The organism is Pseudomonas sp. MPR-R2A5 (genome assembly GCF_058793055.1).
In genome coordinates, this window is record NZ_JBXAFK010000004.1 from 47422 (window position 1) to 65884 (window position 18463).

General features: G+C 61.8%; 16 protein-coding genes. 13 read left to right on the plus strand and 3 right to left on the minus strand.

Going from position 1 to position 18463, the window contains the following annotated elements; translation table 11 throughout:
- Positions 1-7 precede the first annotated feature (7 nt).
- Positions 8-3595 carry a magnesium-translocating P-type ATPase gene (gene mgtA / locus AC1Q6I_RS04235; protein WP_102623344.1) on the plus strand — a complete coding sequence of 1196 codons (3588 nt, stop codon included), beginning with the start codon at positions 8-10 and terminating at the stop codon, positions 3593-3595.
- Between the two features lie 11 nt (positions 3596-3606).
- Here mgtA and AC1Q6I_RS04240 read toward each other — a convergent pair whose 3' ends face one another.
- Positions 3607-4104, minus strand: coding sequence for a BCAM0308 family protein (locus tag AC1Q6I_RS04240; RefSeq protein ID WP_024075497.1), 498 nt, complete (start codon positions 4102-4104; stop codon positions 3607-3609).
- A 244-nt stretch (positions 4105-4348) separates the two neighbouring features.
- Between AC1Q6I_RS04240 and groL the strand changes: the two genes are divergently transcribed.
- The 5 genes from groL to AC1Q6I_RS04265 all read left to right on the plus strand — a co-directional run bounded on the left by groL (position 4349) and on the right by AC1Q6I_RS04265 (position 9113).
- A complete protein-coding gene (groL, locus tag AC1Q6I_RS04245; RefSeq protein WP_024075496.1) occupies positions 4349-5968 on the plus strand; it encodes a chaperonin GroEL in 1620 nt (539 codons plus the stop codon).
- Between the two features lie 92 nt (positions 5969-6060).
- The gene (locus AC1Q6I_RS04250; protein ID WP_102623345.1) at positions 6061-6618 is read left to right on the plus strand and encodes a nitroreductase family protein; all 558 of its coding nucleotides are present in this window, start codon (positions 6061-6063) and stop codon (positions 6616-6618) included.
- Between the two features lie 191 nt (positions 6619-6809).
- Positions 6810-7349, plus strand: a complete 540-nt coding sequence (locus AC1Q6I_RS04255) for a Spy/CpxP family protein refolding chaperone (RefSeq protein WP_306661580.1) — start codon at positions 6810-6812, stop codon at positions 7347-7349.
- A gap of 114 nt (positions 7350-7463) precedes the next feature.
- On the plus strand, positions 7464-8348 hold the full coding sequence (locus tag AC1Q6I_RS04260; RefSeq protein ID WP_069076095.1) for a universal stress protein: 885 nt from the start codon (positions 7464-7466) through the stop codon (positions 8346-8348).
- 57 nt (positions 8349-8405) lie between these two features.
- On the plus strand, positions 8406-9113 hold the full coding sequence (locus AC1Q6I_RS04265; protein ID WP_069076096.1) for a phosphoribosyltransferase: 708 nt from the start codon (positions 8406-8408) through the stop codon (positions 9111-9113).
- A 17-nt stretch (positions 9114-9130) separates the two neighbouring features.
- On the opposite strand, the gene AC1Q6I_RS04270 is transcribed toward AC1Q6I_RS04265, so the two are convergent.
- Positions 9131-10498 carry an erythromycin esterase family protein gene (locus AC1Q6I_RS04270; protein ID WP_173903833.1) on the minus strand — a complete coding sequence of 456 codons (1368 nt, stop codon included), beginning with the start codon at positions 10496-10498 and terminating at the stop codon, positions 9131-9133.
- Between the two features lie 141 nt (positions 10499-10639).
- Here AC1Q6I_RS04270 and AC1Q6I_RS04275 point away from each other — a divergent pair, with 141 nt between their 5' ends.
- The 7 genes from AC1Q6I_RS04275 (at position 10640) to AC1Q6I_RS04305 (ending at position 17797) form a co-directional block, all read left to right on the plus strand.
- Entirely contained in the window at positions 10640-11278 is a 639-nt protein-coding gene (locus AC1Q6I_RS04275) for a c-type cytochrome (RefSeq protein ID WP_256581234.1), read from the plus strand.
- Positions 11275-13095, plus strand: a complete 1821-nt coding sequence (gene polX / locus AC1Q6I_RS04280; RefSeq protein ID WP_102623346.1) for a DNA polymerase/3'-5' exonuclease PolX — start codon at positions 11275-11277, stop codon at positions 13093-13095. Before AC1Q6I_RS04275 ends, polX begins: the two co-directional genes overlap by 4 nt.
- 102 nt (positions 13096-13197) lie before the next feature.
- Positions 13198-13452 (plus strand): Lpp/OprI family alanine-zipper lipoprotein, encoded by a 255-nt coding sequence (locus AC1Q6I_RS04285; RefSeq protein ID WP_024075488.1) that lies wholly within the window; start codon positions 13198-13200, stop codon positions 13450-13452.
- Positions 13453-13567: 115 nt separating this feature from the next.
- Complete coding sequence (locus tag AC1Q6I_RS04290) at positions 13568-14287, plus strand: ABC transporter ATP-binding protein (protein ID WP_102623347.1); 720 nt, start codon at positions 13568-13570, stop codon at positions 14285-14287.
- Positions 14284-15171: an efflux RND transporter periplasmic adaptor subunit gene (locus AC1Q6I_RS04295; protein WP_024075486.1), complete on the plus strand. Its 888-nt coding sequence runs from the start codon at positions 14284-14286 to the stop codon at positions 15169-15171. Before AC1Q6I_RS04290 ends, AC1Q6I_RS04295 begins: the two co-directional genes overlap by 4 nt.
- Positions 15171-16658: an efflux transporter outer membrane subunit gene (locus AC1Q6I_RS04300; RefSeq protein WP_102623348.1), complete on the plus strand. Its 1488-nt coding sequence runs from the start codon at positions 15171-15173 to the stop codon at positions 16656-16658. Before AC1Q6I_RS04295 ends, AC1Q6I_RS04300 begins: the two co-directional genes overlap by 1 nt.
- Positions 16616-17797: an ABC transporter permease gene (locus AC1Q6I_RS04305; RefSeq protein WP_256581233.1), complete on the plus strand. Its 1182-nt coding sequence runs from the start codon at positions 16616-16618 to the stop codon at positions 17795-17797. The genes AC1Q6I_RS04300 and AC1Q6I_RS04305 overlap by 43 nt, the downstream gene beginning before the upstream one ends.
- 87 nt (positions 17798-17884) lie before the next feature.
- Here the strand turns inward: AC1Q6I_RS04305 and AC1Q6I_RS04310 are convergent, their stop codons facing one another.
- The gene (locus AC1Q6I_RS04310) at positions 17885-18427 is read right to left on the minus strand and encodes an Hsp20/alpha crystallin family protein (RefSeq protein WP_024075483.1); all 543 of its coding nucleotides are present in this window, start codon (positions 18425-18427) and stop codon (positions 17885-17887) included.
- Between the last annotated feature and the right edge of the window lie 36 nt (positions 18428-18463).

The window sequence follows — 18463 nt, forward strand, 5'->3', positions numbered from 1 at the left end:
GCACGGCATGTCTGTCAAACCGTCCATTCCAGGTGTCACCCATCCCCCTGCGCGTGAAGAAAAACAGCCTTACAGCCGTTCTGCGCTGTGGCTGACCTGGCTGCTGGGCGCGGCGATGTTTGCGACCGTGGTCGGCGTGGCGTTGCAGTTCACCGACGTTGAATCCTTCACCCAGTTACTGACCCAGGCCGAACCGTTGTGGCTGCTGGCTGCGCTGGGTTTGCAAGCCTTGACGTATATGGCGCAGGGGCAGGTGTTTCGGCTGGTGCTCAAGGCCGGGGCACACCGTCTGTCGCTGTGGGACGCGGGCAAGCTCAGCCTGATGAAGCTGTTTGTCGATCAAGCCCTGCCGTCCTCCGGTATCAGTGGCGCCTTTGCGGTGGTGGCGTCGTTTGTGCGCCTGGGGTTTGCCAAACCGGTGGTGCTGGCCAGCCTGGTGCTGGATCTATCCGGCTATTTCCTCGCGTATGCGCTGTCGGTCGGCGTGGCGTTGCCGGTGGTGATCTTGCAGGGGCATGCGACACCCACGGTGATGACGACGTGCCTGGTGTTTGTCGCCGTCAGCCTGGTATTGGCCGTCGTCACGCCCAGGCTGGCCGGTAGTACTCACCTGGCGGCGCGTTTACCGGGGCAACGCTTTGCGATGGTTGCCAGGATCGTTTCATTGCTCACGGGCGCCGACCGCCAGTTGGTGCGCAGCCGAGGGTTGCTGTGGCGCATTACCGTGCTGGAACTGGCAATCATCCTGTTGGACAGCGCCACCTTGTGGGTTTTGGTGCGTGCGCTGGGGGTGTCCGCACCGCCGTTGGGGTTGTTTGCCGGATTTATGCTTGCCAGTGTGCTGCGCAGTATCGGCATTGTGCCGGGCGGTCTTGGCGCGTTCGAAGCCGCGGCGGTGGTGACGCTGCATTGGGTGGGGGTGAATGTTGCCGTGGCGCTGTCCGCCACCTTGTTATTCCGGGGCCTGACCTTCTGGTTACCGATGTTGCCGGGCCTCTGGCTGGCCCATCGGGAATGGCAGTCCTCCGCCAGGCAACCCGTGCACTTGGTCGACGCCGATTACTGGAGCCCAGCGCTCAGCCAGGTATTGAGCAGCCTGCGCAGCACGCCCCAGGGCTTGAGCCATGCCCAGGCCCGCGCCCGCCTGCGCAGGGCCCCGCCCCAGGCCAAGGACCGCCCGCAAGGCCTGGGCAGGCTGGTGCTGGAGCAAATGCGCACGCCCTTGGTGTTGATTCTGATGGTGGGTGCGCTGGTGGCCGTGGTGGTGGGGGACTGGCTGGATGCGGCGATTGTTGGCTGCATTGTGCTGATCAGCGCGGTACTCAGCGCCTGGTATGAAAGCCGCGCCAGCCACGCGGTGGAACAACTGCGCAGCAAGATCGCGCTACGCGCCACGGTGCGGCGCGCGGGCAAACCCGTGGACGTTGCCGCCAGCGAGGTGGTGCCAGGGGACATTCTGCTGCTCAGCGCGGGCAGCCTGATCGCGGCGGACGGGCGAATCTTGCAGGCACTCGACTGTTTTATCGGCGAAAGCCTGCTGACGGGCGAAACCTTCCCGGTGGAAAAACTGGCGGGGGACTGCGCGCCGGATGCCACCTTGGGGCAGCGCCACAATTGCGTGTTCATGGGCACCTCGGTGCGCAGCGGTACCGCCGAGGTACTCGTCACGCGCTATGCCGCGCAGAGTGAAATCGGCCGTATCGCCAAGACCCTGGCGCTGCGCCCGCCCGAGACCGAGTTCGAGCGCGGCCTGCGACGCTTCGGCGGCCTGCTGTTGCGGGTGATGCTGGTGATCACCATCGTGGTGTTCGGCATCAATATCCTGCTGCACCGTCCGACCCTCGACACCCTGTTGTTTGCGATTGCGTTATCCATCGGCCTGTCACCGGAACTGTTGCCGGCGATCCTGAGCATCACGCTGGCCAAGGGCGCGCAGCGCATGGCGGCCAAGGGCGTGATCGTGCGTCACCTCAATGCCATTGAAAACCTTGGCGCAATGGACATCCTGTGTACCGACAAGACCGGCACCTTGACCCGCGGTGTCGTGGTGCTGGACGGCGCCATGGATGTCGAGGGCCAGCCCGCCACCCCTGTGCTGCAATTGGCGGTGTTCAACGCCAGCCTGCAGACCGGCATGCGCAACGCGATGGACGAGGCCATTACCCTGGCCGGTAAAACCCTGGCGCCGTGCCCCGCGGCCAGCAAGCTCGATGAAGTGCCGTATGACTTCGTGCGCAAGCGCCTGAGCGTGGTGGTCGCCCATGCACCTGAGGCCGAGCGGTTGGTGGTGACCAAGGGCGCGCTGGATAACGTGCTCGAAGTCTGCACCCAGGTGCGTCACGGCGCGCAGGACCTGGCGCTGACCGAGGCCGAACGGGCGACGATCGCCCAGCGCTTCGCGGCGTGGAGCGAGCAGGGGTTCCGGGTGCTGGGCCTGGCCACGCGGGCCGTGCCGGACCAGCCGCACTATGGCCGGGAGGTGGAAACCGAGATGACCTTTCGCGGCTTTCTGTTGTTCTTCGACCCGCCGGAGCCGGGGGTCAAGGACACCCTCGCCAGCCTCGACAGGCTGGGGGTGCAGGTCAAGATCATCAGCGGCGACAGTCATCTGGTCGCCCGGCATGTGGCCACGGCAGTGGGCCTGCCGGTGGAACGCATCATCACCGGCGCCGAACTGTCCAGCATGAAGGACGAAGCGTTGATGCACCTGGCGCCGCTGACCATGCTCTTTGCCGAGGTCGACCCCAACCAGAAGGAACGCATCATCCGCGCCCTGCAAAAGACCGGGCATGTGGTCGGCTATATGGGCGATGGCATCAATGATGCGCCGGCACTGCAAGTGGCCGACATCGGCATTTCCGTGGACAACGCCGCCGACGTGGCCAAGCAAGCCGCCGACTTTGTGTTGCTGGAGCACAACCTCGACGTATTGCGCGAAGGCATCGAGGAGGGCCGGCATACCTTTGCCAATACCTTGAAGTACATCTCGATCGTCTCCAGCGCCAACTTCGGCAACATGATCAGCATGGCCCTGGCATCCCTGGTATTGCCGTTCCTGCCGATGCTGGCCAAGCAAATACTGCTCAACAACTTCCTGTCCGATATTCCGTCCATGGGCATCGCCAGCGACAACGTTGACCGTGAATGGGAAAGCACCCCGCACCGCTGGAACATCAGCGAGATCCGCAGCTTCATGGTGGTGTTCGGGCTGGTCAGCTCGCTGTTCGATGTCCTCACCTTCGTGGCCCTGTACCTGATGGCGCAGAAGGGCCCCGAGGTATTTCGCAGTGGCTGGTTCGTGGAGTCGCTGCTGACCCAACTGCTGACCATATTCATCGTGCGCACCTACAGGCCGTTCTACCAAAGCCGCCCGGCGCCCCTGCTGCTGGGCAGCGCCGCGGCCATCGGCCTGCTGGCTGTCGGGTTACCCTACAGCCCGATAGCGCCGTGGTTCGGGCTGGTGCCTTTGCCACTGCCGATCCTGCTGACAGTGCTGGCAATCAGCCTGGTCTACATGGGCGCGGCTGAGTGGGTCAAGCGGCTGTTTTACCATCGCCAGCGGTTGAGTCGCGCTCGCGATACGGCGTTGCGTTAACCGCGTCGGGACTATTCATTGCGTGTCCACGTAACACTCAGGCCGTACTGAGTGTCGCCGTAGCGATATTGGGCCTTGCCTTTGAACGCAGCCTCCAGCGCATGCCCCAGGCGATTCGCAAGATGAATCCCGGTGGTGGTCACCACCAGGTCGTCCTCACTATCCGTCAGGTGGATGATGCGCTCCAGCGCGTGCTCCGTTGCTTCCATTTTTTCGGTGTTTTTGATCAGGTGGATGATTTCGTCATAGTGCTTTCGCAAGAAGCTGCCCGACAGCGTCACAGTGCCGGCGGGGGCATTCTCCGCAATGCGGCGGCAGGCAGGGCAGGTCACGGATTGCGCGTTGTGGACCCCGGTATTTTCAGCTCGGTTCCAATGCCAGTTACCGGCTTCATACACCGCGTCGCACTGCGGGCACATAGCCGCCCCTTCAACCCGCTGCAGGCAATAGGGATCATGGGCCTGGGTTTTGAACAGTTTGTTTTTCTGACTCTGCTGATATTTGTCCATGGCGTTTCTCCTGGCGCATCGAGGAAAAAGTAATGAAGGCCGCGTGGATTTCACGGGTTGATTTGGACGCTGTTTGCCATCGAGCGCGTTGATTTTTATCAACTCGGGGAGCGCCCGGCGACAGTCGGTGAGCGCTTCGCGACCCGTGTCGGCAAGGCGTGTGACTTTGTTGATAAAAGTCAACCTGGTTGCCGGCGCTTCAGACAAGCATGCAGGTTCCGTCGACATGAGAGGAGACCCCCTGATGGCTCACAGTAAAATCGTGTTTCGCGCGCCTGCTCGCGAAAAAATCCTCAGTGGTGCCACCCAACTGGCGGACGCGGTGCGCGTAACGCTGGGGCCGAAGTCCAAGTCGGTGTTGATGCAGAATAAATGGGGAAACCCGACGGTCTGCAATGATGGAGTCACGATCGCCAAGCGCGTTGACCTGCAAGACCCCGAGGAGAACCTCGGCGCGCAGATGCTGCGCCAGGCCGCGGAGCGCACGGGTGAGGCGGTCGGCGACGGGACCAGCACGTCAACGGTGCTGGCCCATGCCATCCTGGCCGATGGCATCCGCAACGTGGTGGCCGGGGCCAGCGCGATCGACCTCAAGCGCGGCCTGGACCGTGGCCTGTTGCTGGTCGTGGAATCACTTGCCGCGCAGTCTCGCCCTGTCAGTACGCCCAAGGAGAAGGCCCAGGTCGCGACGCTGTCAGCCCATAACGATCCCGTCATCGGGCAACTGGTGGCTGACGCCCTGGAAAAGGTCGGGGTCGAGGGCGTGGTCAGCGTCGAAGAGTCCAAGACCACCGAAACGGTGGTCGAGGTCATGGAAGGCATGCGCTTTGATCGGGGGTATGTCTCGCCGTATTTCGTCACCGACACCGAAAAGATGCAGGTCGAACTCGAAGATGCCTGCCTGCTGCTCTGTGACCACAAGATCGGCGTACTCAAAGACTTGCTGCCGTTGTTGGAACAGGTCGCCAAAAGCGGTCAGCCCCTGGTATTGATCGCCGATGACATCGAAGGTGAAGCCCTGACCACCCTGGTCGTCAACCACATTCGCGGCGTGCTTAAAGCCGTGGCGATCAAGGCCCCTGGCTTTGGCGATCGACGCAAGGACATGCTGCAGGACATGGCCGTATTGACGGGCGCCACGGTGATCTCCAACGAACTGGGGATCAGCCTCGAGCAGGTCCAACTGCAACAGTTGGGCCGGGCGCATCGGGTTGTGGTCTCGAAGGACAGCACCGCGCTGATCGGCGGCGCCGGTACCCGCAAAGCCATCGACGCACGCCTGCAACAGATTCGCGGGCAAATGGCGGCGACCAGCAGCGAATATGACCGTGAAAAGCTGCAGGAGCGGCTGGCCAGGCTATCCGGCGGCGTCGCGGTGATCCGCGTCGGCGCGCCGTCCGAGGCTGAAATGAAAGCGCGCAAGGACGCCCTGGACGATGCTATTTCGGCGACCCGTGCAGCCATCACCGAAGGGATTGTCCCCGGCGGCGGCCTCGCGCTGCTCAAGGCCGTGCCGCTGATCGCCGCCGATGAAACCCAGGTGGAGGGCGATGCGCGCACCGGCCTGCAGATACTGCGCCGGGCGTTGGAAGCGCCGGCGCGGCGCATTGCGGAAAACTCGGCGGTAGACGCCGGCGTGGTCGTTGCGCGCATGCTGGCGGAGCCCGGAAACATTGGTTTTGATGCCTCCGCCAATGCGTATGTCGACATGTATGAAGCCGGCATTATCGACCCGACCAAAGTCGTGCGTATTGCCTTGGAGAACGCGGTGTCAGTGGCCAGTATCCTGCTGTTGACCGAGGCCACCATCACCGATATCCCAGAAAAAGAAGCGCCAGCCCAACCGTCGTTCCCGGACGCTTGAACGCCGGGGCGCGCCTGGTTTTTTATTCGAGTCACCCGAGCGTTCGTCCAGGCGGACACCGTGGTGAAACACCCTCATGGAGGCCCGCACACATGAACCTGACCAAAGCCATTGCCGGCCGGCGCTCGACACGTGACTACACGACAGAAGCCGTCGATGAAAAACTCATTCTTCGTTTGATCGACGCCGCCGTCCAGGCGCCCAGCTCGATGAACCAACAACCCTGGACGTTCACGGTGATCCGTGACCAGGCACTGCTGGAGCGGATTTCCCAGGAAGCCAAGGCCTGGGTGCTTGCCACGACTCCGGTGGGAGAGCACTCCAGTCACTTCCAAACGTTGCTCAGTGATGAAGACTTTCAGCTTTTCTACCACGCACCGGTATTGGTACTGATCTCCGGTAACGAGCCCAACCAGTGTATTGAAAACTGCGCCCTGGCTACCGAGAACCTGATGCTGGCGGCTTATGCCGAGGGGCTTGGAACCTGTTGGATCGGTTTCGCCCAGGGCTATCTGAATACGCCGCAGGGTAAGCACGCATTGGGGCTTCCCGCCGAATGGACGCCTGTGGCCCCAATCATCGTCGGTCATCCAAAGTCTGCGCCCGCGCCTATCGCGCACAAGGCGCCGTCCATTCACTGGATAGGCTGATCAGAGGGCGGCAGCCACGGTCGATCCTGCGTCGGGTTTGTCTATGGGTTTTCTGATGTGGATCAGCTCCGTTGCCAGGGCGGCTCCTATGCTTGAAATGCCCCATAACGTCGAGATGAACTGAAATGAACAGACCGCGCTTGATTGGCCAGTGTTTGTTGATCACGGCAAGCATTCTGCTGTTACCGTCCATGAGCGTCTTCGCCAACCCGGTGATGCCGGGCCCCGGTCCTGGTCCGATGTTTCATCACGCCGCCGGTTTCGATTGGGTCAAGCACACGCAGCGGACCCTGGACGACCTCAAGGGCAAGCTGATGCTCAAGCCGGAACAAATGCCCGCGTGGGAAACCTGGGCATCGGGCGTCATCACCGATGCCAATCAGCAAGCCGACAAGGGCAGGGCCGCCGACAGTGACCAAGCGCCGGCCAGGCAGGCTTCGAACAATCAAACGACGCCTGAACGGATGGCAAACGGCATCGAGCGCCTGCGTGTGCAAACCAACTGGATGCAGGCGCAATTGGTGCGCCTGGATGCCGCCCAGGCTCGGACCCAGACCTTTTATGACGCCTTGGACGCGCAGCAAAAAACCATTTTCGACCTGTTCTGGCGCGTGATGCACCGCAGAATGGCCGGTCAGGCTGCGTGGCAGATGCCCATGCACATGCCCATGCAGATGTCATGGCCGACAACCAACGACATGCCCTGCCAGATAAGCCAGCCCCTAGAGTAATGCGCGGCGCCATGGGGTGAACATCATGAACATTGCGCAGGGTTCCCGCGATACCGCCTGGCCCGATACGTTGAAGCGCCGGGGTGGTTTTTCCTTCCTGTCTGGAGATCGATCATGAGCCAATACACCTGCTTGTTACTGATCATCAACCCCGCCCTGCGGGATGCCTCGGCGATTACCCATGCCGGTGCCCTGGCCAAGGCCAGTGGCGCGAGCCTGCACATTGCCGCGTTGGCAAAACCGCTGGAAATATTGGCGTTGCTGGAAGGCGACGTGCGCGACCGAGCCCGCGAAAGCTACCTCGAGGATCACCACCACTGGCTGGAAGCCCAGGTCAAGAGTCTCCACGCGCTTGGCCTGAACGTGACCACGCAGGTGGCATGGGCCACTGACATCAAGCGAGACATCCTGGATTACGTCAGCGAGATGCAGCCCGACCTGTTGATCAAACAGGTGCAGCACGAGTCTGCGCTCCGGCGCGCGTTTTTCACCCCGCTGGACTGGCAGTTGCTGCGCGAGTGCCCGATTCCTGTGTACCTGGTCGGCGGCCGGGACCATGCCTTGCCGCGTATCGTCGTGGCTGCGGTTGACGTGTCGGATATCCAGCAGGCGAACAGCGAGCTGAACGCGCGCATCATTGATCAGGCCATCAACCTGGCCCTGCAATGCAATGCTGAGCTGCACATGCTGTATGCCTGCGATATGTCCGCGCTGTACATGGGCGACATGGGCGGTATGGCGCTTTCCAACCTCAGCAAGGAGCTGGCGAGCAACGAGGAAAAAAGATTCCTCGAACTGGCCAAACGTTATGGCGTGCCGTCGGACCGTCATCACTTCGTGTCGGGCAACCCGGTTGCGGTGCTGAGTCAATTCGCCAAGGAACACCAGGTGGATGTGATCGTGATGGGCCGGGTCCAGTACCGCGGCATCGAGAAGCTGCTCGGCAGTACCACTGAACACATCCTCTACCAAGTGCCTTGCAGCGTACTGGCGGTCTAGCGCGGCGAAGGCCCGGTGTAATCAACCAACAGGCGCTAGCGTCTGATGAGGTGCCCCATGATTCATAGCCCTTCACTGCAAACCCTCTGGCCCGATCGGTCGGTGGCCGGTCAAGGCCTGGTGGAGCCGTTGCTCAAATACGCAGGTCAAGCCGATGTCATCATCCTCGCCTTACCTCGTGGCGGAGTCCCCGTGGCATATGAGGTGGCTACCGCGCTGCAGGTGCGCCTGGACCTCCTCGTGGTACGCAAGCTCGGCATGCCGTCCCATCCGGAATTCGCCATGGGCGCCATTGCCAGTGGCGGTATCCATATACGCAACGAAGAGATGCTGCGCGATCATCCGATTGATCAAGACCGTTACGACGCCGTAGTCGCCCGTGAAACACGCGAGTTATCGCGCCGTGAGCAGGTTTACCGGGGCGCCCGAGCGCCGCTGCAACTGAAGGATCAGGTGGTCATCCTGATCGACGACGGCCTGGCGACGGGGGCCTCGATGCTCGCCGCGGTCCAGGCGGTGCAGTTGCAGCACCCGGCGCGTATCGTCGTGGCGGTGCCGGTAGCGCCGCTGGAGACGGTGGAGACCCTGCGCTGTATCGTCAATGAAGTGATCTGCCCGCTGACGCCTGAGCGGATGATGTCCATCGGTTATTGGTACGCGAATTTCCCGCAGCTCACCGATCAAGAGGTCATCAAGTTATTGCAGCTGGCCTGGCAACGCGAATCGACTGAAGCGCACTCGGGGGAGAACCGCCTCGAAACCTGAACCGCGAGGAGCGAACCCTATACACCGAACGGAAAGGTTTCGTCCTCCGGTTCCAGGTGTTCGCTTTTGGGCAGTGCCAGGGCCTTCACCGCTTGCGTTTGCTCGATCCAGATCATGGCGTCGAACTGTTCGGCCAGTACCGCTTCGAAGTAGTGGCTGTCACGTTCGGTGTCGGGGCGGTAAATCACCCCAATGGCACGTTCCAGCAGGGTATTGGACAACGCGGTGCGCAGCTCGCTGCGCTGCGGGTCGCGCCAGTCGGTCAGTGACGCCGGCACACCGGCCTTGAGGAACTGATGCTCCCAACTGTCGGGACGAGAGGGCCGCACCTCCTTGATGAGCATGTCGGCGTCCCAGTCATCGGCCGCCGCCACTTGGCCACGGTCGGTGCTCATGCCGATCAACACCGCATTGCGCCCATAGGCGCTGCGGCAGAGCTGGCCGATGTTGAACTGGCCCTTCCAGCCCATTTCCGTCGCCGCGGCATTGCCGATGTGGGAGTTGTGCGCCCAGACCACGGCTTTGGCGTGTGGCCCACGATGCTCAAGCAGGGCGCGAAGGGTGTCGAACATGTGGCGGTCACGCAGGTTCCAGGACGCGGTCGAACCACGATAGACGGCACGGTAATACTGCTCGGCTGCCCGCACCACCCGGGCATTTTGCGCGGCATTGAAAAACCCTTCGTCATCCTGGATAAGCCCGGCCAATTGTTTGGCCAGCATCACGTTGAGTTGTTCGACCACCTGAGGTTCACAGGGCATCAGGCCGTTGCGTTCGACGAAGTGACCGTACAACGCGGGATCATCCTGCCAGGGCGTCAGGCAGCCATAGCGCCGTCGTGCTTCCACGGCCAATGGCGGATCAACCTTGTCCAGATAGTGCAGCACCTCATGAATCGAGTTGCGCATGCTGTACACATCCAGGCCACGGAATTCGACGCGATCTTCGCTGGCGCGTTGATGATTGTAGCGATGCAGCCAATGGGCAAAGGCCTTGACCTCAGCGTTGCGCCACATCCAGGTCGGGAAGCGGCTGAAGATGTGGCGGGTCCACGCCGACGGGGCCAACCCTCGGACATACCGGTCGACATGGCCGGCATCGGGCCAGTCGGCCTCCACGGCGACGATGGTGAAGCCGTGCCGCTCGATCAACCGTTGAGTGATGGCGGCCCGGGTCCGATAGAAATCGCTGGTGCCATGGCTGGCCTCGCCAATCAGCACCACCCGCGCCTCCCCATAGCGATCGAACAGTTCACCAAACGCCGCCGCATCGAGTGCCGGCAGTGGCTCGGCAAATTGACGCAGAACCGGCACGATGGCCGCCCTGTCGGCCGCGCCATAGTGTTTATCCAGCAGGCGTTGGGCGGGTGTGTTCACGGCCGTCATCCTCATCCAGGGTTTGTCTATTCCTATACCCTGACCCAGGCGAATCATTGAGTTTTGTCAATAAAGCCTGCACGACCTTGAGCGAAGGTGTTTGAACCCGCTACGCGCCGACAACCGACGCTGATCATGGAGGCATGTGCCATGAGGTGCTCTATCAACCGATCACACCTGGCGCTTGCCGTCTGCGTGGTGGTGCTTGTGGGCTGTTCCGGCACCCGTGATCGGGCATCGCACAAAACCGCGTCCATGCCCGCGCTTGCCTTGGTGAACGACGTGTGTTCCCTGTGCCACGGGCTGACGGGGGAGTCGGTGTCGCCGTCGTTTCCCAAGTTGGCCGGTCAGCAAAAAGACTACCTCAAGGCGCAGTTGACCGATTTCAAAGGCCATGTGCGCATGGATAAGGCCGCGACTCAGTACATGTGGGGCTTCACCCATTTGACCGACGCGCAGATCGCTGACCTGGCGGACTATTTTTCAAAGCAGCGGCCCATGCAGGCAGAAAGCGAAACGCCGGATGCCAGGGGCGAATGGATCTTTCGCCACGGCGTGCCGGCAGCCGGTATCGCCCAGTGCAGCGCCTGCCATGGCAGCGAGGGGCAGGGCCAAGGTCGGACACCGCGCGTGGCCGGCCAGCATGCCGCCTACCTGATCAGCCAGATCAAGGTGTTTCAACAGGCTGACCTGCGCGAGCGGGGGGACCTGGAGAGCCAGATTGCGCATACGCTGTCGGACGCCGATGCCGAGGCGGTCGCGCATTACATGGCGAGGCTGGGGCCATGAAACTCACGGCTGTACCGCCTCGGGAAGCGTTGCTCGGCGCGCCGACCCCCACGGCCGAACGCTCGCAGGCGATCAGTAACGATGAGATTGCCGCGGTGTTTGACGATATCGCCGACCTGCTCGAGATCGATGACGCCAACCCGTTTCGCATCCGTGCTTACCGGGTGGCGGCGCGCACCGTGAGGGCGCTGACGGTCGAACTGGCGCCGCTCATCGCACGTGGCGAACCCTTGCCAAAACTGCCGGGGATTGGCGTGGACCTGGCGGGCAAGATCAGTGAAATCGCCACGACCGGCAATTGTGCCCTGCGTCAGCGCTTGCGTTCGACATTGCCGCCTGGGCTGGTGGAATTGCTGTCCATCGCCGGCCTGGGGCCCAAACGCATCAAGCACCTTTACCATGACCTGGGCATCGCCACCGCGCAGCAACTGTGCGAGGCCGCCCAGCAGGGTCATATCCGTCACGTTCCCGGTTTTGGCGAACGGCTGGAGGCGCGCTTATTGAGCGCCGCGCAGAAGGGGCTCGGAAAGGATCGCCGATTGCCGCTGGCGGTTGTCGAGCCCGTGGCGCTGCGGTTGATCGAATACTTGCGCCAACTGCCCGGGGTCGAGGACGCCCAGTTGGCTGGCAGTCTGCGGCGTATGCGCGACACCGTGGGGGATATCGACATCCTGGTGACCGCTGCGCCCTCGGTGGGTGTCACGGCGCACTTGGTCAAGCACCCGGAGGTTTCCACCGTATTGGTGAAAGGTCGTACACGGGCCAGCGTCGTGCTCGACTCCGGTCTGCAAGTGGACATGCGGGTCGTCAAACCCGCGGACTTGGGCGCCGCGCTGGTGTATTTCACCGGCAGCAAGGCGCATAACATCGCGATCCGCAAGCAGGCGCGGGACCTAGGGCTCAAGCTGAATGAATATGGGGTGTTCAAGGGGCAGGAGCGGCTGGCGGGGGCCACGGAGGTGTCTGTTTATCAGGCACTTGGGTTGCGCTGGATCACGCCGGAGTTGCGTGAAGATCGCGGTGAAGTGGCGGCGGCACTCAGCGGGCGTTTGCCGAGGCTCGTGGAGGTGAGTGACCTCAAGGGTGATTTGCACGTGCACAGCCTCGACTCCGATGGCAGCAATAGCCTGGAGCAGATGGCATTGGCCGCGCAGGAAGCCGGGTTGGAATACCTGGCGATCACCGACCATTCCCGCGCACTCGCAGTGGCCCATGGTCTGGCTGGCGAGCGGTTGTTGAAGCAGATCGACCAGATCGATGCACTCAACGCCCGCCTGCAAGGCATCACCGTGCTCAAGGGCGTGGAAGTCGAGATTCTCGAAGATGGCAGCCTGGATCTACCGGACTCGGTCCTGGGGCGCCTGGATCTTGTGGTGGGGGCGGTCCACTCCCATTTCGGCCTGACACTGCGCCAACAGACTCAACGCCTGCTCAGGGCCATGGATCATCGTTATTTCACGATTCTGGCGCACCCGTTGTGTCGCCTGATCAATGAACGCGCGCCGTTGAATATGGACCTGTCGGCCATCATCAGGGCCGCCGCCGCACGCGGCTGCTGCCTGGAGCTCAACGCGCAACCCCAGCGCATGGACCTGTTCGATCTGCAATGCCAATACGCCAAAGACCAGGGCGTGCTTATCAGCATCAATTCGGATGCCCATCGCGCCACGGATTTTTCGTATTTGCGCTACGGCGTCGCTCAAGCCCGGCGTGCCTGGCTAGGTAAGGATGACGTACTCAATACCCGCTCACTGAGGGCGCTGAAGTCTTTATTGGCCAAGGCGCGGGGAGGGCGCGCCGACGCTGCCAGGGACTGATTGTTGGTCGATAGTTGACAAAAATCAGAGTGCCACCACCACAGCGCCGGATACTTGAACCGCAGCAGGTGCTTTCCTGCCATGACCTTCAAGGAGATTCCCATGAATATGCGTTTACCCGTTGTGTTGCTCAGCATCCTGTTGGCGCTGTCGGCCGGTTGCAGCAGTAAGTCCGCCAAAGAGCTGGATGCGCGCCTGGAGTCGGCCCAAAGCAATGCGCTGTCGGCGAAAGCCAGGGCCGATGAAGCCTACTCCAAAGCCGAACAGGCGGCGGCAGCCGCCAATCAAGCGCAACAGACCGCCGACCAAGCCAATGAGCGTGCCAGCCGGGTACTCGAAAAGGCGAGCCGCAAGTAGTGAACGGTTGCAGCACCCGACGCCTCGTCGGGCTTGCTGCAAGGCCGCTCCAACGCGGGCGGCAGCGACACAGGCTTGGGTATTCCGACCGGTGCCGGGCAGGGCAGGAGAAGTCATGAGTAGCGTCCCCACCACTGCCGCCGCACACCCGGCCATCGCGTCGAACGGTCTGAGTAAATGGTTTGGCGAGGGCAGTGCGCGCATGACGGCGGTCGATCAGGTGGCGCTGGTCGCGCAGTTTGGCGAAATGGTCTTTATCGTCGGGCCTTCCGGCAGTGGCAAAACCACCCTGTTAAGCATGATCTCCGGGATATTGCGCCCCGACGCCGGCACAGTGACGATCAATGGGCAGGATATCTGGAGCCTGAGCACCGACCAGTTGGCCGAGTTGCGGCTCAACAGCATTGGCTTCGTGTTCCAGGACTATCATCTCTTCGCGCGGCTGACCGCCGCTGAAAATGTGGCCATTCCCTTGATTCTCCAGCACCACGACTGGAATGACGCAATTGCGCAGGCCAGGCAAAGCCTGGAGGTCGTCGGGCTCAAGGACCACGGGGACATCCTGCCGGTCAAACTGTCGGGCGGCGAGCAGCAGCGTGTCGCCATCGCCCGAGCGATTGTCGGCGCCCCGCAGATATTGATCCTGGATGAGCCCACTGCGTCCCTGGATGGCGACACCGGGAAAATGATCATCGCTTTCGTCAAGGAAAAAATCCTCAATCAGCAGCGCTGCATCCTGATCGTTACCCACGATGCGCGGATCAACGAGTACGCCGATCGCATCATCTATATGGAAGACGGCCGTATCTCCGAGCCCACCAGGGCTGCGCTGTGAAAAAGCCGATCCTGTTTGCGCTGGCGATACTCGGCGTGCTCGCCGGGCTGGTCGCTGCCTACCTGTTCGGACGCACCCCTCAAACGCTGCCGCCGGCCTTTGCGCCGGCGAGCAGCAGCTACGAGAGCGCCATCTATGCCAACGGCATCATCGAAAGCGAGCAGTCCGGTGGCAGCAATATCGTGATCTATCCGCAGGTCGCCGGGCCGGTCACGCAAGTGCTGGTGCGCGAGGGGCAGACGGTCACGCGCGGCACACCGTTGGTGATGATCGATGACGCATTGCCCCGCGCCAATTTCGAACTGGCGCAAGCCAATATGAGCACGGCGCGGGATCAGTACAACAAACGCCTGGCCTCATATGCGCTGGATCCCAAGTCGATCAGCAAGGACACCCTCGATACCGCGAAGGGCACGGCGGCCCAGGCGCAGGCATCGCTCAACGTGGCCGCCGCGGCATTGGCGCAATACGTGATCAAGGCCCCCAGGAGCGGGGTCATCCTGGCGATCAACAGCACCGTTGGCAGTTATGTGTCGTCCCAAGGTGCCTACGACACCTACACCCAAGGGTTCAGCCCGCTGGTGGTCATGAGTGCCGACCAGGCGTATCTGGCCGTTCGCTGCTACGTGGACGAGATCCTGATTGCCCGGCTGCCGGCCCCCGAACACATGCGTGCGCAGATGCTGATCCACGGCACGGATATCAAGGTTCCGTTGGAGTTCGTGCGCTTGCAGCCTTACGTATCGCCGAAGATCGAGTTGTCCAATCAGCGCCAGGAAAAAGTCGACCTGAGGGTGCTAGCGGTGATTTTCCGGTTTGATAAAAAAGACCTGCCGAGGGTGTATCCAGGACAGTTGGTGGATGTCTTCATAGGTCAGAAATAATGCACAGGCTCGCTTGGTTTGGCCGCGTATGCGCCGGTTGGCTCGCCCTGAGCCTGCTGATGCTGGGCAGCGCCTGTACGGTTGGCCCGGACTTTTCACGCCCGCCGGCTCCCACGCCATCCGGCTACCTGCGCGATGCGCTGCCGAGGTCGGTCGCGGCGCAGGGGCAGGAACAACGGTTTTTGCCGGGCAGTGAGGTGTCACCGTACTGGTGGCGTTTGTTTCAGTCCGCGCCGCTGGACGCACTGGTGGACCAGGCGATTGCTCACAACATGACCTTGCAGGGCGCCGAGGCCAGTCTGCGCCGAAGCCAGGACACGCTGATGGCCGGATATGGGGTGTTCTACCCGCAGCTGGATGCCCACTTCGGTGCCGGCCGGGAACGCAGTGCGCCCATTCAGCAAGGCCAGTCGACGCCCGGCTCGGTCTTCAATGTGCTGACTTTGAGCGGCACCATCAGCTACACGCTGGATGTGTTCGGCGGTGAGCGGCGCACCGTTGAGGGCCTGCAAGCGCAGGTCGACCAGCAACAGTGGCTGATGCAGGCGGCCTACCTGACGTTGACGGCCAATGTGGTCAACACGGCCATCGCACGTGCGGCCTATACCGCGCAAATCGAAGCCACGCAGCAACTGATTGAGTTGCAAAAGCAGCAACTTCAATCGACCCAGGCCCAGGTACGCAGTGGTACGGCGCCGTATTCCTCGAGCTTGAGCGTGCAAAGCCTGATCGCCAGCAATGAGGCGTCATTGCCGGCGTTGAAGCAGAAAGTCAGTCAGGCCGAGCATCTACTCGCCACGCTTGAAGGCGCGATGCCCAGCCAACTGTTCCTTCCCGACATCCCGCTGAGCGGACTTTCCCTGCCCAAGGACCTGCCCGTCAGCCTGCCTTCCGTGCTGGTGCGCCAGCGCCCGGATATCCTCGCCGCTGAAGCGCAGCTGCACCAGGCCAGCGCCAATATCGGGGTAGCGACGGCGGCGATGTTCCCCAGCTTCAGCCTGACGGGTACCTACGGTACCGCCGGGGCTTCCGCCGGTTCCCTGTTTGCCGGCGCCGGACGCTTCTGGAGTGTCGGGCCTTCGATGGATATCCCCGTGTTCCAGGGCGGGCGCCTGTGGTACGGACGCCAGGCCGCCATCGATGCGTATCAGCAAGCGGCGGCGAATTATCGGCAGGTGGTGCTGGCGTCTTTCGCGCAAGTCGCCGATGCCCTCAAGGCCTTGGAGTTCGATGCCCAGGCCGTGCAAAAACAAGCCGAGGCACAAGCCACGGCGCAGGAGGCATTGCGCTTATTGCAAGCCAACTACCGGGCGGGCCTGGTGACCTACCTGGAGCTGTTGGCCGCCGACGTGCAACTGCACCAGGTGAACATCGCTTACTTGCAGGCGTTGGCCCAACGTCACCAGGACACGGTGGGGTTGTTCGTCGCCCTGGGAGGCGGGTGGTGGAACCGTCCGGACGCGGCAACGAAAAGGCCGGCGCCATGAAGTACGCCGGCATCCTGCGCATCGGCTACAAGCTGCTGGTGAATGATCGCGCCAAGTTCTCTGCGCTGCTGGTCGGGATCACCTTTTCGGTGTTCCTGATGATGCAAATGACCGCGATGTTCGCCGGCATTCTGAATCGGGCGTATTCGACGGTCACCAACATCGGGGCGCCCATGTGGATCATCGATCCGTCGGTCAACACGCCCACCATCGTCATTCCTCTGCCGGACTATTTGCTGGATGCGGTGCGCAGCATGGACGAGGTTGAATATGCCGTGCCGATTTTCATTGGCAGTGCACAGGTGCGGCTGGCCGACGGGACGTACCAGGGCGTCAGCGTGATCGGCCTGGATGATACGAGCCTGTTTGGCCGCCCGGCGTTGGAGCAGGGGGCCATCGAGGACATCTACGCCGAGAATGCCTTCATCATGGTCCACGATGCCGAGTTTTCGAAGCTGGGCAACCCCCGTATCGGCACCTCGTTCGAACTCAACGATCACCGCGGCACTATCGTGGGCATCGCTAAAGTCCTGGTCGGCGGGTTGACTGGCGTACCGACGCTGTACACCACCTACCGGCGAGCCATCGAGTACATTCCGACCACCCGTTTTACGGTCTCCTACATTTTGCTCAAGCCCAGGAGCCGTGCGGCTGAAGCCGCGATCGAGCAGCAAGTGGCCCGCCTGGGTTATGTCGCCTTGACCAAGGAGGCATTCAACCAGCGCATTGCCGATTTCTACATCTACCAGACCGGGGTGGGTACCAACATCCTGCTGATGACTGTCATCAGCTTTCTGGTCGGCCTCTCGATTTCCGGCCAGACGTTCTACACCTTCATCCTGGAGAACCTGGACAAGTTCGCCGCCCTCAAAGCCATTGGTGCCAAGAGCCGGGAGTTGGTGTACATGATCCTGTTCATGGCACTGTTTACCGCCATGACCGGTTACGGCCTGGGCATCGCCCTGGTGACCCTGCTGATCAGCGTCACGCGGACTTACTTGCCTAACTACGCGGCGATCATCACCTTCTGGAACCTCGGGTTGGCGTTTGGCATGGTGTTGTTGATCGCGGGATTTTCCAGTTACCTGGGGATCCGCAAGGTCCTGAGGATTGAGCCGTACGATATCTTTCGCGGCTGAGGCGCATGCAGCGCGGTGGCCACGCCGGAGCGTACACAAAAAAAGCCCCTGGCCGGTTTCCCGGCGAGGGGCAAGATGGCCTGGGATTCACTCGCCCTTGATCGGCACGACCTTATCCGCTTTCATGGCTTCAGGCTTTTTCGGCAACGAGATGCTCAGCACACCCTTGCTGAAACTCGCGTCGATCTTATCGGCGTCAATTCCCTTAGGCAGGTTGAACACCCGTTCGAAGGAACCGTAGTGACGCTCGCTAAGGTGGTAGCCTTTGCGTTTTTCTTCCTTGTCCTCCTGCTTCTCGCCTTTGATGATCAGGCTGCCATTGGACAGTTTGACCTCAATGTCTTTCTGGTCCATACCGGGCACTTCGGCGGTAATTTCGTAGCTTTTGTCTTTCTCGGTGATGTCCACGGCGGGCATGCCATGGCCTATCAGTTCGCGACGCCAGAACGGTTCAACGTCGAACAGGCCCCGGCTGAAGGGCGACAGGCTGGTACCGAGATTAAAGTCCTCAAACAGATGGTCGACCTGTTGCCGCAGTTTTTCCAGTGGCCGCCACAGGTCTGTCGTCATGGGGAGCCGGTCGGATTTATGTTCGGTCGTGACCGGCATTTTTTTTGCGGAATTGCTCATCTTGATACTCCTCTCAGATAGAAGGCAGGCAACGCA

Coding starts and splice junctions, on each gene's coding strand:
- AC1Q6I_RS04290 (WP_102623347.1), top strand. CDS start 13,568: ATGAGTAGCGTCCCCACCACTGCCGCCGCACACCCGGCCATCGCGTCG.
- AC1Q6I_RS04255 (WP_306661580.1), top strand. CDS start 6,810: ATGAGCGTCTTCGCCAACCCGGTGATGCCGGGCCCCGGTCCTGGTCCG.
- AC1Q6I_RS04275 (WP_256581234.1), top strand. CDS start 10,640: ATGAGGTGCTCTATCAACCGATCACACCTGGCGCTTGCCGTCTGCGTG.
- groL (WP_024075496.1), top strand. CDS start 4,349: ATGGCTCACAGTAAAATCGTGTTTCGCGCGCCTGCTCGCGAAAAAATC.
- mgtA (WP_102623344.1), top strand. CDS start 8: ATGTCTGTCAAACCGTCCATTCCAGGTGTCACCCATCCCCCTGCGCGT.
- AC1Q6I_RS04270 (WP_173903833.1), bottom strand. CDS start 10,498: ATGACGGCCGTGAACACACCCGCCCAACGCCTGCTGGATAAACACTAT.
- AC1Q6I_RS04265 (WP_069076096.1), top strand. CDS start 8,406: ATGATTCATAGCCCTTCACTGCAAACCCTCTGGCCCGATCGGTCGGTG.
- AC1Q6I_RS04310 (WP_024075483.1), bottom strand. CDS start 18,427: ATGAGCAATTCCGCAAAAAAAATGCCGGTCACGACCGAACATAAATCC.
- polX (WP_102623346.1), top strand. CDS start 11,275: ATGAAACTCACGGCTGTACCGCCTCGGGAAGCGTTGCTCGGCGCGCCG.
- AC1Q6I_RS04260 (WP_069076095.1), top strand. CDS start 7,464: ATGAGCCAATACACCTGCTTGTTACTGATCATCAACCCCGCCCTGCGG.
- AC1Q6I_RS04300 (WP_102623348.1), top strand. CDS start 15,171: ATGCACAGGCTCGCTTGGTTTGGCCGCGTATGCGCCGGTTGGCTCGCC.
- AC1Q6I_RS04285 (WP_024075488.1), top strand. CDS start 13,198: ATGAATATGCGTTTACCCGTTGTGTTGCTCAGCATCCTGTTGGCGCTG.
- AC1Q6I_RS04240 (WP_024075497.1), bottom strand. CDS start 4,104: ATGGACAAATATCAGCAGAGTCAGAAAAACAAACTGTTCAAAACCCAG.
- AC1Q6I_RS04250 (WP_102623345.1), top strand. CDS start 6,061: ATGAACCTGACCAAAGCCATTGCCGGCCGGCGCTCGACACGTGACTAC.